The sequence below is a fragment of the Priestia megaterium genome (genome assembly GCF_046599315.1).
Lineage (GTDB): Bacteria > Bacillota > Bacilli > Bacillales > Bacillaceae_H > Priestia > Priestia megaterium_F.
In genome coordinates, this window is sequence record NZ_JBKIKC010000001.1 from 108570 (window position 1) to 123058 (window position 14489).

Below are 14489 nucleotides of genomic sequence, written 5' to 3' on the forward strand. Positions count from 1 at the left end.
TCCCCCTTCTAAGCTATTACTAGCATTCTGTTTTCTTTTCACTTTCAAAGATTTTCATATATTGTTTTGGTGTCAATCCAACCTGACTTTTAAAAAATCTAGTCAAATGGCTTTGATCACTGAATCCAGTTAAAAAGGATACGTCAATTGGCCTTTTTCCTTGTTCTAGCATTTTTTTAGCCTGATTGATTCGAATTGTTTCTAAGTAGCTGTATGGAGAGATTCCTTTTTGCTTTGTAAAAGAGCGCAGGAGCCGATATTTACTCCATCCAATTAATTGACTTAATTCATCCAGCGTTATCTTTTTTGTGTAATTTTCTTCCAAATAGCTGCAGATTGTTTTGATTTCACGAGACGTGTCAACGGCCGTCGAGAAAAAGGAAAGGTTTGAATGATCTTGCATAAGTTCTTCTAACAAATATAAAAATAACTCTTCTTTCTTAAACTCACGTTCACCATTTAAAATTTGCAAATGAAGCTCCTTTAATATAGATACCACTTCAGCTCCTTGCACCACGTTGCTGTTGAAATGCGGAAGACTTTCACTGCCGTTAATGTCAAAAACAGCTTTTTTCATCGCTTTTGGCGTCACGTTAATACAGCGATAATCAAGGGTTTTCCCGTCTATTTGTTCACAGCTATGCGTATCATACGGATTAAACAGCAGCAAATCTCCTGGATTAATAATATAGTCTTTGCCTTGGCAAATTAAATGACGCTGTCCTTCTTCAATAAACCCAATGACATAATACTCATGAAAGTGAGCGGGAAACTTTTGCATAATTCCTTTAAAACGGTAAGCTTCAATATGTAAATCAGCATCAGCGTGCGCTGTCCGAATTTCTTTTGGCATCCATCGTTTCCTCCTTATTCGCTACTAGGCTTCTTAACCATACCATTGACTTTAAAATTTTTCTTGTATGATATTGCAGGTAAGGCTGTCTTTCATTATCTTTATAGATTGAAGTGAGTATCGCACCGAATCATCCCTAAGAGTGATTTCTCTTCTTTCCTCTAGCAATTTTCATCTCAAATGATAAAATATAGACACATTTTATGAACGAAAGAAGTGATACAGTGAAATATAGACAAATTAAATGGCTGATTTTAGTGCTTCCTACGCTGACTATCGCACTTTGGGAATACGTTCGCCATGCTTTTTTGCTTCCGTACATCTCAATGGACATGGGAAATATGCTATCTCCGCTGCTTGTCTTTTTTGTAACGCTTGTATTTGTGCGTTATTTATTTTCTATTTTAGAAAAAATACAAGAAGAATTAAGGCAAGAAAAAGAAAAGAAAGCAGCGCTTATTGAACGTGAAAAATTAGCGCGAGAACTGCATGACGGCATCGCGCAGTCGCTGTTTCTCCTATCTGTTAAAATGAATAAATTCGGAAGAAAAAACAAATTGGAGCGTGATCCTGATTTTATACGAATGAAACAAACTCTTCAGCATGTCCATGACGATACCCGTCAAGCAATTACAAATCTAAAGCACTCTCCTTCCGATTCTTCGGAAAGCTGGACAGAAAGTATTCATCAATACGTAGATGATTTAACGCATACTCACTTGCTGAATGTAAATTTGGATTGGCAACTTTCAGAAACAACGCTGTCGAGAAAAGAAAAAAATGAGCTGTTTGCTTGTGTGAAAGAAGCTGCTATGAACGTAATCAAACATGCAAAAACGAATAAAATTTGGATTACAGCCAGTGAAACTGCCGGCGGATGGATTTGTGAAATCACAGATTTTGGTGTAGGTTTTACGTCCGAATCTCCCAAAACTGGCCTTGGCCTGCAAATTATGAAAGATCGTGCAAAAGATATGAACTGGCACTTTTCCATACAGCGAAAACAGAACCAAACAACTGTCAGTATTAAAAAGGAGGGTATGTAAATGCAGCCGTTTCGTATTTTGATTGTAGATGATCACGCTCATGCTAGAGAAGGCATTCGCGATATTTTAGAAGAATATGAAGATTTTATTATTGTGGGTGAAGGAACCAACGGGCAAGAAGCAATTGAGCTGACCGAAAAATTAATGCCTGATATTGTTTTAATGGACATTGGAATGCCCGTGATGAATGGATTAGAAGCGACAAAACAAATTAAGCTTACATTTCCATACGTTAAAATTGTTGTCATTACCGTTTCAGACGATATTACGGATTTATTTGATGCGCTGAAAAAAGGCGCACAGGGTTATTTGTTAAAAAACCTGCAGTCTGAAGTATGGTATGACTATTTGCGCGCGTTCGCTTTAGATGAAGTTCCTATGTCAAAAGAAATTGCGTTTCAAATTTTAAAAGAGTTTCCACAGGAAACATCGAATACAAAACCTGACACGCCCCTTTCTGCACGAGAGCTTGAAGTGCTTCAATTAGTAGCTAAAGGACTGTCAAATCGCGATATCTCCGCGCAGTTATTCATCTCTGAGCACACGGTAAAAAGTCATTTAAAAAATATTTTAAGCAAGCTTCATTTAGAAAATCGCGTGCAGCTGACAAGCTATGCGTTTCAAAATGGATTGATGAACTAACAGCTTTCACGAGCTGTTTTTTTGTTTCTTAGTAGGTGTAAAAACATTCTATTCCTTTATAAATTATCTGTAAATTATAATGAAGTTATTAGTTTCTGGATATTGAAAACTAGAACGGATTCTTATAGGATTTTGTAGAAGTAAGAATTAAAATGGAACAACTACTCGGGGGACCCTATGAACTTTTTGAAAATGCTTTTCAAACGGAAATCTGTATGGTTTGTTTTAATAGGAATCGCTGTTTTTATATACATAAACAATAGCTCTTCATTGACAAAAAGAAGCGGACAACCTCTTCTTCTTGCTCATAGAGGCGTAGCTCAAACGTTTAACATAAAAGACCTTCAAAATGATACGTGTACAGCGGAACGCATCTACAAACCTGAGCATTCTTTTTTAGAAAATACGATTCCTTCCATAAAAGAGGCCTTTAAAGACGGAGCTGACATTGTTGAGCTTGACGTTCACATTACAAAAGACAATCAGTTTGCTGTGTTCCATGATTGGACTCTCGATTGTCGGACGAACGGAACAGGCGTAACACGAGATTATACCATGGCCGAATTAAAAAAGCTTGATATTGGATACGGCTATACGGCGGATGGCGGAAAAACGCATCCTTTTCGCGGAAAAGGAGTCAACCTTATGCCATCTCTAGATGAAGTAATGGAATACTTTCCGCAAGAATCTTTTCTTATTCACGTAAAAAGCAATGATCCTGAAGAAGGAAAAAAACTAGCGAAGTACTTCTCACAGTTCTCTAAAGAACATTTAAAAAACATCACTGTGTACGGAGGAGACGAACCCATTGATTCGCTAAAAAAACACATGCCCTACCTAAAAGTTATGTCAAAAGCAACGATGAAATCTTGTCTTATTCCATATATAGCAACCGGATGGACGGGATATGTGCCTAAGGCATGCGAAAACACTGAACTACATATACCTGAAAGAATCGGCCCTTTTCTATGGGGATGGCCAAATCGCTTTTTAAATCGAATGGATCACATTAATACTCGAACTATTATTGTAGGCGGAAACGGAAGCGAATTTTCCACTGGATTTGATTCTACCGAAGACACAAAACGCCTTCCTGCTAATTATTCAGGTGGAATTTGGACAAATCGTATTGACCGGCTAGGTCCTTATTATCAAAAGAAAGAGAAATGAATGAAAAAGCATCTGTGCTTTCTACGTGAAGCAGATGCTTTTTTTATTCGCGTTCTCTCTTCTAACCCCAACAATCACTCTTAAGGGTGATGGCTAATCTCCCCTTTCCTTCTATAATATAAGCAAGTTATCTAGTAAAAAGGAGGAGAAGAAAAGAATGACGCAGGAAAAGCGCGACGTATCAACGAGTATAAATAAAAAAAATACGGCGCGTTCTCAAGGTCTATATAAAGTCATATGGCGCTGGCATTTTTATGCAGGATTGCTGTTTACTCCGTTTCTTCTTATATTAGCTGTTACTGGCGGCATGTACTTATTCAAACCTCAGATTGAAGAAAGACTGTATCACGATTTGTATCATGTACAAGCCCAGTCACAATCCGTATCCCCTTCAGTACAAGTACAGGCTGTAAAAGAAAAGTATCCAAATGCTAATGTGTTGACCTATAAGCCAAGTGATCGCTCTACTCGTTCTTCAGAAGTAGGAATTACATTAAAAGACCGTACATATACGATTTTTGTTAATCCTCATAACGGTCACATCGTAGGAAAACTGGATGATTCGAGTCGCTTAATGAACCAAATTGAAGAATTTCATGGCGAACTGATGGCAGGAACGGCCGGCGATCGTATTGTAGAACTTGCGGCCTGCTGGGCAATTGTTTTAATTGTGACAGGCGCCTTTTTATGGTGGCCGCGAAAAAAAGACAAAATCAAAGGCGTATTAATTCCTCGTTTTTCAAAAGGTAAAAACGTACTGATACGTGATCTTCATGCGGTACCGGCCTTTTGGATTTCTGCGGGGATGCTTTTTCTCGTCCTAACCGGACTTCCGTGGTCAGGACTGTGGGGGAATGCGTTTCAGCAAATTGCCACAAACGCTGGCGTTGGATACCCTCCGTCTATTTGGATAGGGAGTGCTCCTACGTCAACCGTACAAACGAAAGACGTAGCCGACGTACCTTGGGGAGCTGAAACGTTAGAAGTTCCAAACTCCACGGCTCAGCAATATACACAAGTATCGCTGGATGACATTGTCGCGATTGCAAAAGAACGGCATATTCACGACGGCTATACGATTTCTATTCCGCAAGAACCTCAAGGCGTGTATACGCTCTCTGTTTTTTCACCAAAAGCACAGGATGAAGCAACGATTCACCTTGATCAATATACCGGAGCCGTTTTAGCAGATTATCGGTACGATAATTATGGGTTTATGGGCAAATTGATTGCACTTGGCATTACGCTTCATAAAGGTACACAGTTTGGATTTATGAATCAGCTTATTGGCCTTGTTATTTGTATCGGAATTGCTGGTATTGTTATTAGCGGAGCTTTACTGTGGTGGAAGCGGAAACCCGCTAAAAACATGGGCGCTCCCAAAGTTCCTGAAGGAAATGCGATGCGAATAGTAACATGCATAATCGTGGTGTTTGGTCTCGTCTTTCCTTTAGTTGGGCTTTCATTGATTCTCGTGTGGCTTTTAGATTTCTTTTTCATCAAACGAATTCCACCGCTACAGCGTTTTTTAAACGCATGATTCATGAAATGATGAGAGGTGCAGTAACAATGAACAAATGGAAAATACCTGGACTAGTCATACTCAGTGCGATTGTACTTTCTGCGTGCTCAGTAAACAGTGACGCAGACAAGCTCTACAAGCAGCCAAAACCTCTGTCTGCGCATGTGATGCTTCCTGAAACCATAGAACCACAGAGCACACAAGTACTAGAAGTACATGTAATGCAAGGAAATAAAACGGTGGATGACGCAAAAAACGTTCAGTTTAAAGTCTGGAAAAAAGATGAGCCCGAGAAAGTTCAAAGAGCCAAAGCACACTACAACGGTGGTATGTATATAACCAAAGCAAAGTTTGAAGATGATGGTGTTTACTATATTAAAACGGATATTAGTGCGCACGGTGAGCATATCCTCCCTACTCAGCAAGTCGCTGTGGGAAAATTATCTAAAGAAGATTTACGTTCGCTGCAGCCATCCAAAAACGAAACGCATAATCATCATTCTCATCATTAGAAACAAGCTCACGTTCAGCTGCTGAACGTGAGCTTGTTTTTCCTTTATCGCCTCTACTAGTTCCATTATATGTTTTTACATTTTTTTCATATTGATTTAAAATGAAAGTGATAAACATTTTATAAAGGAGTTTTACAGATTGAAAAAAGTTGTTTCTGGTATTTTAATTTTAGTATTAGCCATTATTGTTATGATTGAAGGAAATCCGTTAGAGCAGAACTCTTCAACGAATACCTCCTACGATGAAGTAATAACCTTCCCTGCTGATCGTTACCCTGAAACTGCAGCACACATTCAACATGCAATCGATAAAGGAAAATCGGCTGTTTGTACAATCGACCGAGACGGTGCTGAAGAAAACCGCCGTGAATCTTTAAATGGCATTCCGACTAAAAGCGGCTATGATCGAGATGAGTTTCCAATGGCCTTTTGCGAAGAAGGCGGAAGCGGAGCAGATATTGAATATGTAAAGCCTTCAGACAATCGAGGAGCCGGGTCTTGGGTTTCTCATCAAGTGGATGAGTTTCCTGACGGCACGAAGGTTTTAATTGAAGTGAAGTAGAAAGAATGGTCATGCCGACCGTTCTTTTTTATATTAAAAGTCTATAAAAAAGAAGAATTGTTCTTGCCTAAAGATACTCTTCACTTTTAAAATAAAAAATATGAGCTTTACATATATGCATCATCGTTTTATAGGAGGAATGAGTTTCTTGGACAATCTATGGCAGCAGTTACTTCCTGCCTCATGGCAATTAACTTTATTTATTTTCTTTTTTGTCTATATCTTGCGCTATAAGCAAGAGAATAAATTCAGCATGCAGCTTCACTTGCTGCTCAAGTTTCTTTATGCCGTTATTTTGATTTTAAATGCGGTGTTGTTTTTACTGGAAAGTCAGCGCGATTTTCTTTTTTATGCAACGCTTTTTATGAGTATCCTGACAATTATTTTGATGGAATTCACGCTTTCTGCTAAAAAGCAGAACGAGCTTGATTTTATTTCAGCCGTTTCTTGCTGTGTTCTTCCGATTTTTATCTCTTTACTTGAAGTTAATTAATGAAATGAAGGCCCCTGATAATCAGAGGCCTTTTTAGATTATTGATCTTTGTTGTTGCGGTCCATCATATCTTTTGGATCTTCTACAATATCTTCCGGATCACGGTTGTTATCTTTTTCATCATCTCTATACATCTTGTCATTTTTATCTACACCAGGTACGTTATTGTTGTTCATGTTATCTAAACCTGTGTTTACAAACGCTACATATACTTTTTCAATTTTATTATCTGCTTCTCTCACACGGTCTGCAATTTTTTGTTCAAAATCAGTTGAAACTTCATGATAATTGTCGCCGTTAAACGTTACGTTGTTGACCTTGCGGTTATCATTATTGTCCGCTGCGTCATTTCCAGCTAAGTCTACAGTTACATAAGCGTTATTATTATCGCGAAGCACATACGCATCATCGACTTCCTTCATATCTTCTACATTTTGTGCTGCTTTAACTGACTTGGTCGGCTGATCAGTGTTATCCATTGGTATATTGTTATCAACCCCGTCGTTTGTAGAAGTGTTGCGTAATCCATTTTGAGTGTCATCCATTGCATTATTGTCTTTATTTCCTCCACATGCAGCTAAGCCTGAAAGGAAAAGAACTGAAGAAGCAATGATAAATCCTTTTTTCATTTTTTCCATCTCCTTAAATATAGTTTGCAGTCGTATTATGCTTAATTTTTGCAAAACTATTCAGAGGAAATGGAGGCGTTATAACATCTTTTTTCTTCTATGCTTACTTAAATACACCGATTCACTGAATGGCTGAACGAACAAGAATAATTTATATAAGTTAAAATAAATTCCTCAATATAAAAACAGCATAGTTGTTACTAAACTTTTCATCCATTCATTTTTCACGAAGAAACCCTCTTTTGATGACAACAAAAAAATGCTTCGTATGTTCAACGAAGCATCTTTTTTCTCTCATAGTTATTACTCTTAGCTCACTTTTTTAAGTTAAACTGCTCGTGAAGCAGTTAATTTCTCAATTGGCGCTTGTTCGATGTCTTCTGCTGATACACTCAGTAATTTTTCTAAAACAGCCGTTATGCCCTCGTTTGTTTCATCACTTTTTTTGCAGTCATTAATATGCTGATTTAATCGATTTTTATAAGCTTCCGTATGAATAAGCCACTGACTTAACAGCTCTTTCGTCGCCTTTCTTTCCTCTTCGCTTTTAGCACCGAATAAGCTTTCCATATCAGGCTCTTGAATAATCAGCTTACTAAAGTCTTCGCTTACTGCAAGCCAAAAATAGTTTTGCTCATATTCATAATATCTATGTTCTTTTAATAAAAAGTAGCCAATCTCAAATTCAATGCGATAAAGCGGCTGATTTGCTTCCGGCGCATGAAGGCTTTTAAAGTTAATATGTTCTATGTCATCTACGTAAAGCTCTGAACCGTATTGGGTTTTAATAATCTTAGCGTCTACTGTATTCATGATGTTTACCTCTTTAGGGATATTAGCTTCAAAGAACGTGAGCATCTTCTCTCTAGAATGCGCACGTTCTCTATCTTTTGCTTATTTTTGAACAGCATTTTTCCAATCAGCTGCAAACTTTTCAATTCCTTGTTCTGTTAAAGGGTGTTTAACAAGCTGCTCGATTACTGAATATGGAATGGTTGCAATATGAGCTCCGGCAAGAGCTACGCGCGTAACGTGATCCGGATGTCTTACAGAAGCCGCAATGATTTGAGAATCGATGTTTTGAATGCGGAACAGCTCTGCAATTTTAGCCACAAGCCGTACGCCGTCTTCTGAAATATCATCAAGGCGACCAAGGAACGGAGATACATATGTTGCACCTGCACGAGCTGCTAAAAGCGCTTGGTTTACAGTGAAAATAAGCGTTACGTTTGTTTTCACACCTTTTTTAGCAAGGTAGCGAGTTGCTTCTAGTCCAGCGATTGTCATTGGAAGCTTAATCGTAATGTTTTGATCGCCGCCGTTGATTTTAATTAATTCTTCTGCTTGCGCAATCATTTCCTCTGCTGTTTCAGCATCCGGCGTTACTTCTGCTGAAACGGACTCTACTTCTGGGACTGTTTTTAAAATTTCTTCAATACGATCTTCAAACTTTACTCCTTCTTTTGCAACAAGAGAAGGGTTTGTTGTGACTCCAGATAAAACGCCTAATTTGTATGCTTTTTTAATATCTTCAAGGTTTGCAGTATCAATAAAGAATTTCATTTTTTCATTCCTCCATTAGTTTTTTTTACTATACCCACTATTTCATTTGTTATTTCTTTTCTACAGCATGACCGCCAAATTCGTTTCGAAGCGCGGAAACTACTTTTCCTGTAAACGTATCGTCTTCAAGAGAGCGATAGCGCATCAGTAAAGACATTGCAATAACCGGCGTAGCTGTTTGAAGGTCTAGAGCTGTTTCTACCGTCCATTTTCCTTCACCAGAAGAATTCATAACTCCTTTGATGTCATTTAGCTTGGCATCTTTCGAGAATGCATTTTCAGTTAATTCCATTAGCCATGAACGAATAACAGATCCATTGTTCCATACTCTAGCCACTTTTCCGTAATCATAGTCAAACTGACTTTTTTCAAGCACTTCAAACCCTTCACCGATTGCAGCCATCATGCCGTATTCGATTCCGTTATGAACCATTTTTAAAAAGTGGCCGCTGCCTGTACCTCCAGCGTATAGATATCCGTTTTCTACTGCTGTATCGCGAAAAATAGGCTCAACAAATTCCCATGCTTCACGATCTCCGCCAATCATATAGCAAGCTCCGTTACGAGCGCCTTCCATTCCGCCAGATGTTCCAACATCCATAAAGCGGATTTTGTTTTCTTTTAACTCGTTATAGCGTCGAATAGATTCTTTATAATGAGAGTTTCCAGCTTCAATTACAATGTCTCCTTCAGCTAAAAGAGGCGTAATTTCACTAATAACAGAATCAACAACCGTATGAGGAACCATCAGCCATAGGACTCTTGGTGTTTCTAATGACTGCACAAGCTCCTGTAAGCTTGATACCCCTGAAGCTCCGTACTCTTTCATTTGTTCCACTGCTTTTGAATTTACGTCAAACGCTACGACGTCATGACGCTGATCCAATAAATTTTGTCCTAAGTTAATCCCCATTTTTCCTAAACCAACTAATCCTACTTTCATGTTCACAGCTCCTTATATTTATTTATCTTTTTATCTTCTTGTTTAAGCATTTAGCAGTTCTTTCGCTTGTGCTACCACGTTTTCTTCTGTAAACCCAAACAGCTCCATAACATCAGCTCCGGTTCCTGAAGCGCCAAATGTGTCAATTGCTAACACTTTTCCTTTTGGTCCCACAAAACGTTCCCAACCAAGTGAAATCCCCATTTCTAGCGATATTCGTTTTGAAACGGACTCAGGCAAGACGCGCTCTTGATACTCTTTTGACTGCTTGTTAAAAAGCTCCCAGCTAGGCATTGCTGCCACACGAACAGATACATTTTCACGTTCTAGCTGTGCTTTAGCATTGACCGCTAGTCTTACTTCAGAACCTGTAGCGATGAAAATCAGCTCCGGCTTATCGTTTGTTTCCGTTAACACGTAGGCTCCTTTGGAAAGGTTTTTGATATTTCTTTTTGTCTCTTCAAATACAGGCAAGTTTTGACGGCTAAGCACTAAAGCTACAGGGCCTTCCATTTGCTGAAGCGCGTAAGCCCAAGCGCTTGCTCTTTCGTTTGCATCAGACGGACGGATAACTGTAAGTCCAGGCATTGCCCGAAGAGAAGCTAAATGTTCAACGGGCTCATGAGTTGGCCCATCTTCTCCTACTGCAATCGAATCGTGGGTAAATACATATGTGACCGGCAGTTTTTGCAGCGCAGCTAAGCGAATCGCCGGACGCAAGTAATCATTAAACACAAAAAATGTGCTGACAAACGGCTTCACTCCGCCGTGAAGAGAAATCCCATTACCGGCCGCTCCCATTGCATGTTCACGTACGCCGAAGTAAATATTTCGGTTATCGAAATATTTAGGTGCATAAAGGCCTTCTTCTTTAATGTCTGTCATCGTGGAATGCGATAAATCAGCGCTTCCTCCAAAAATAGATGGTACAGATTTAATGAAATAATTAATGGCTTCTCCGCTTGCAACACGAGTCGAAACCTCTTTTTTTGACGGAAATGTTAAAATATCGTTGACTTCGATTAACGCTTCGCCTGTGATGGCACGTTCTAATTCATCTGCAAGTGAAGGATATTCTTTTTTGTAAGAAGCAAATAGTTTGTTCCACTCAGCTTCTTTTTTCATCCCTTTTTCTGCCAAATTTTCAAAGTGTTCTTTTACTTCTTCAGGAACATAGAAGTTTTCTTCAGATACCCAGCCATAGGCTTGTTTTGTTGTTTTTGCTTCTTCTGCTCCAAGCGGATTGCCATGTGCTTTATTTGTCCCTGCTACTTTTGGACTTCCGTATCCAATAATAGTTCTCACTTCGATGAGTGTTGGCAGTTCGGTGTGCTGCTTAGCTTTTTTGATTGCTTTTGTGACTTCATCTACATCCTTCTTTCTCTTTGATTAAACTGGCTGCACTTCGTGTGATTTACCCGCTGTTTCAGCATCCAACCACCATTTAAAACCGTCTTTCTCTAAAAGTGCATTTGCTGCATCCGGCCCTTGTGAGCCAGCGGCATATCTATGAAGCGGCACTGTATTTTCCTCAAATGCCTCAAGAAGTGGCTGAACCCATTCCCAAGCTAGCTCTACTTCTTTCCAATGAGCAAAAAATGTAGAATCTCCGGCACATGCATCTGCAATGAGACGCTCATATGCTTCCGGCGCTCCTTCTTGCTGACCTGAAAAATTAATTTGTACAGGCTCAAGATGACCATGATTAAATGGGTTTTTACTGTTTAATTGCAACGTAATATTTTCATGCGGATTAATTTCAATAATTAAAAGGTTTGGAGACGTTTTTTCTCCTTTTTCTAAGTAAAGCTCTTTTAACGAGTCTTTGAATTCAATGACAATTCGCGTTGCTTTTTCCGCCATTCTTTTCCCTGTACGAATGTAGAAAGGAACGCCTTTCCAAAGCGAATTATCGACATATAATCTGGCTGCTAAAAACGTGTCCGTTTGCGAAGATGGTGAAACACCGGGCTCGTTTATGTAACTCGCCACTGAAGCTCCATTTATTTCTCCCGCCTCATATTGACCGCGAACGATGTCCAGGTCCATATCTTCTTTTACAAGTGGACGAAGTGCTTTTAACACATTTATTTTTTCATTCCGAATATCATCAGCGCTAATGCGAGCCGGTAAGTGCATGGCCGTCATCATCAGCATTTGCAGCATGTGATTTTGAACCATATCTCGAATGGCTCCTGAATGGTCATAATAGCTTGCTCTTTCCTCTACTCCGACCGTTTCACTTGCTGTAATTTGTATATTCGCAATATGTTCGTTATTCCATAATGATTGAAGAATAGGATTAGCAAATTCTAGCGCCTCTAAATTTTGAACCATCGACTTTCCAAGATAGTGGTCAATGCGATAAATCTCTTCTTCTTTAAACGCTTCGCTTAAGTTCTCGTTTAACTGTTGAGCTGACTGTAAATCATGTCCAAATGGTTTTTCAATAATTAACCGTTTCCAACCCTTTGTAGCACCTAAGCCACTGTCTTTAATATGCTCGGCAATCGTACCGAAAAATTCTGGTGCAACGGATAGATAAAACATTCGATTGCTTGGAATGTTTAGTTCCGCTTCGCGTACTTCTACCAGATTCAATAGGCTTTTATAGTCTTCAACATTCGTTGCATCCAATTGGCTGTAGCGAAAGGCTGAGAGAAAATGCTCTATAAGAGAAGAATCCTTTTCGACGCGACGTGAAAAAGTATGAATAGATTCTTTTACTTTTTCTTGAAAATCAGCATCGGACATCGCCCTTCTGCCTAGTCCAACAACAGAAATTGATTTAGGAATTTTCCCGTCTATAAACAAATTATAGAGTGCAGGGTAAATTTTGCGTTTCGCTAAATCACCTGTTGAACCGAATAAAACAAAAGTCATCGCTTCCATATCTCTTCCTCCCGTTAGGAAAAATATAATCTTTAAAAGTAACTTTTTTTTCACTCGTTACTTTATGTAACGTATCTTAATCCTGAAATTTTTTTTCGTCAAGATATTAGACTTGTAAAAAATCATTTCAAATTTATTTTTTTATCTTAAACTTGATAAGAGCTGATGTTAGATAGTTTATGGAAAATAACACAAATACTTTTTGATTGAATTTAGAAAATAAAACCGCTTTAATAAGTTTGATAGGGATGTATTAGATTAAGAACATAAATAATGTTTACAAATGTGTTAGGTAAAAACAGCAATGGGCGGGAGTAGTATGAAAGCTCAATTAACGAATACGTTTGAAGACCGATCTGTTTTTCCCATAGAAAAAATCGTAGACGATTCAAAGGAAAAAAGAAAGCGTTACTCCCTTTCTTTTAAACTACATGCACGCTTTAGCTCTAACTTTAATGCATGCCTGCAACAAGGCGCGTAAGCATCAAATAAAGGTTAAAAACAGCAAGTAAAACAAGAACGGTATAAACTACTTTTTTGCCTGTTCTGCCCAAAAAGTAAACGTTCGCTAAAGCAAAATAAAGGCCTGCCGTACATAAAGCAAACACCAGAAACTCCTTGCACTCAACCAGCGTCATTTGAAAATCTTGATTGTAGTAAATTCTAAGCTCCTTGCTAACAGCGAACGGCACAGTCCACCATCTTATTAAAATCCCCATAAACATAAGTATTCCTATTACATTTAACGTGAACTGAAGTGTTCTCTCCTTTTTCATATTCACATTCGGTCGTATGGACCGCTTCAAGTTTACTCGCATGATTTCCCCCCTGATGTTTTTTTACACAACAAACAGCTTCAGCAGCCATATACAAACTTTTCTCATTTTTATTTTATACACGCTGAATTTGACAGATGACACAATTGCACATAAGAAAAGCTTCTTCCATTTATAAAGGAAGAAGCTTTAAATGATTCAACAATGTATATTAGCGCCTTGATTTATCTCTGTATTCTTTCATATCAAACCTTTTACTATAATTACTTTCCCATTCCCTTCGCAGAATTCCCATTTTGATGCTGTCAAAATATTCACCGTTTACAATACGAGCTTCTCTAATTCTTGCTTCTTCTTTCATGCCTATTTTCGCAGCTGTTTTCATCATTCTGATATTTCCTGACCACGTGGACATGCCGAGTCTATTCAAAGGTGTAGACTCAAATAAAAAATCAATCCACATGCTATAAGCTTCCGTTCCATATCCCCCGCTCCAATAGTCTGAGTCGTAAATGACAATTCCGGTTTCTAGCCAGTTTGTATGTTTGTCCACCCAGTAACAGCTCACTGTTCCCAGCGCTTTTTCATTAATAATAACCGCAAGTATTCGGGGAACTGACGGAAAAAGCTCATACTCTTTTTCTATGAGTTCATATACTCTTCTTTCATAAGCTTTCTGTCTGGTACGTACGGAGCGTTCCACTTTTTTGCTTCTTGGTTTTTTTCTTCGTATTTCCAATAATAAAGTTCGTTAACATCTTCTTGTATCGCTTCTCTGAGTAACAACTTTTCTCCTATTAGTTTTATCATGAGAAACATCACTCCTTGATTAGCGTAATTTACCTGTAAAACACCGAAAGAATATACATTCTTCCGGTGTTCTTTG

14 protein-coding genes and 2 pseudogenes are annotated in these 14489 nt (G+C 38.5%); 7 read left to right on the forward strand and 9 right to left on the reverse strand.

Translation table 11 applies throughout. The annotated features are described in order from the left end of the window. Positions 1 to 19: 19 nt before the first annotated feature. Entirely contained in the window at positions 20 to 853 is an 834-nt protein-coding gene (locus tag ACLHDF_RS00670; RefSeq protein ID WP_413917133.1) for an AraC family ligand binding domain-containing protein, read from the reverse strand. 224 nt (positions 854 to 1077) lie between these two features. Between ACLHDF_RS00670 and ACLHDF_RS00675 the strand changes: the two genes are divergently transcribed. The 7 genes from ACLHDF_RS00675 to ACLHDF_RS00705 all read left to right on the forward strand — a co-directional run bounded on the left by ACLHDF_RS00675 (position 1078) and on the right by ACLHDF_RS00705 (position 6800). Further along, a complete protein-coding gene (locus tag ACLHDF_RS00675; protein WP_413917134.1) occupies positions 1078 to 1899 on the forward strand; it encodes a sensor histidine kinase in 822 nt (273 codons plus the stop codon). Beyond that, positions 1900 to 2541, forward strand: coding sequence for a response regulator (locus ACLHDF_RS00680; protein ID WP_413917135.1), 642 nt, complete (start codon positions 1900 to 1902; stop codon positions 2539 to 2541). 177 nt (positions 2542 to 2718) lie between these two features. Next, positions 2719 to 3711, forward strand: coding sequence for a glycerophosphodiester phosphodiesterase family protein (locus ACLHDF_RS00685; protein ID WP_413917136.1), 993 nt, complete (start codon positions 2719 to 2721; stop codon positions 3709 to 3711). Positions 3712 to 3868: 157 nt separating this feature from the next. Then, positions 3869 to 5251, forward strand: coding sequence for a PepSY-associated TM helix domain-containing protein (locus ACLHDF_RS00690; RefSeq protein ID WP_413917137.1), 1383 nt, complete (start codon positions 3869 to 3871; stop codon positions 5249 to 5251). Positions 5252 to 5280: 29 nt separating this feature from the next. Further along, a complete protein-coding gene (locus ACLHDF_RS00695) occupies positions 5281 to 5745 on the forward strand; it encodes a FixH family protein (RefSeq protein ID WP_413917138.1) in 465 nt (154 codons plus the stop codon). A 139-nt stretch (positions 5746 to 5884) separates the two neighbouring features. Next, positions 5885 to 6307: a DNA-entry nuclease gene (locus ACLHDF_RS00700; protein ID WP_413917139.1), complete on the forward strand. Its 423-nt coding sequence runs from the start codon at positions 5885 to 5887 to the stop codon at positions 6305 to 6307. A 139-nt stretch (positions 6308 to 6446) separates the two neighbouring features. Beyond that, positions 6447 to 6800, forward strand: a complete 354-nt coding sequence (locus ACLHDF_RS00705; protein ID WP_413917140.1) for a DUF1516 family protein — start codon at positions 6447 to 6449, stop codon at positions 6798 to 6800. 38 nt (positions 6801 to 6838) lie between these two features. Here ACLHDF_RS00705 and ACLHDF_RS00710 read toward each other — a convergent pair whose 3' ends face one another. The 8 genes and pseudogenes from ACLHDF_RS00710 to ACLHDF_RS00745 form a co-directional block, all read right to left on the reverse strand. After that, the gene (locus tag ACLHDF_RS00710) at positions 6839 to 7429 is read right to left on the reverse strand and encodes a hypothetical protein (protein WP_413917141.1); all 591 of its coding nucleotides are present in this window, start codon (positions 7427 to 7429) and stop codon (positions 6839 to 6841) included. 327 nt (positions 7430 to 7756) lie between these two features. Continuing rightward, positions 7757 to 8242, reverse strand: coding sequence for a hypothetical protein (locus ACLHDF_RS00715; protein WP_413917142.1), 486 nt, complete (start codon positions 8240 to 8242; stop codon positions 7757 to 7759). 81 nt (positions 8243 to 8323) lie between these two features. Beyond that, positions 8324 to 8992 carry a fructose-6-phosphate aldolase gene (gene fsa, locus ACLHDF_RS00720; protein WP_413917143.1) on the reverse strand — a complete coding sequence of 223 codons (669 nt, stop codon included), beginning with the start codon at positions 8990 to 8992 and terminating at the stop codon, positions 8324 to 8326. 49 nt (positions 8993 to 9041) lie between these two features. Then, a complete protein-coding gene (gnd, locus tag ACLHDF_RS00725) occupies positions 9042 to 9935 on the reverse strand; it encodes a phosphogluconate dehydrogenase (NAD(+)-dependent, decarboxylating) (RefSeq protein ID WP_413917144.1) in 894 nt (297 codons plus the stop codon). Positions 9936 to 9977: 42 nt separating this feature from the next. Next, positions 9978 to 11309 (reverse strand): annotated as a pseudogene (locus ACLHDF_RS00730) (transketolase-like TK C-terminal-containing protein); the annotation flags it as partial. 15 nt (positions 11310 to 11324) lie between these two features. Then, positions 11325 to 12827: a glucose-6-phosphate dehydrogenase gene (gene zwf, locus ACLHDF_RS00735; protein WP_413917145.1), complete on the reverse strand. Its 1503-nt coding sequence runs from the start codon at positions 12825 to 12827 to the stop codon at positions 11325 to 11327. A gap of 452 nt (positions 12828 to 13279) precedes the next feature. After that, entirely contained in the window at positions 13280 to 13645 is a 366-nt protein-coding gene (locus ACLHDF_RS00740; RefSeq protein ID WP_413917146.1) for a hypothetical protein, read from the reverse strand. 169 nt (positions 13646 to 13814) lie between these two features. Next, positions 13815 to 14413: pseudogene (locus ACLHDF_RS00745) on the reverse strand (GNAT family N-acetyltransferase). Positions 14414 to 14489 lie beyond the last annotated feature (76 nt).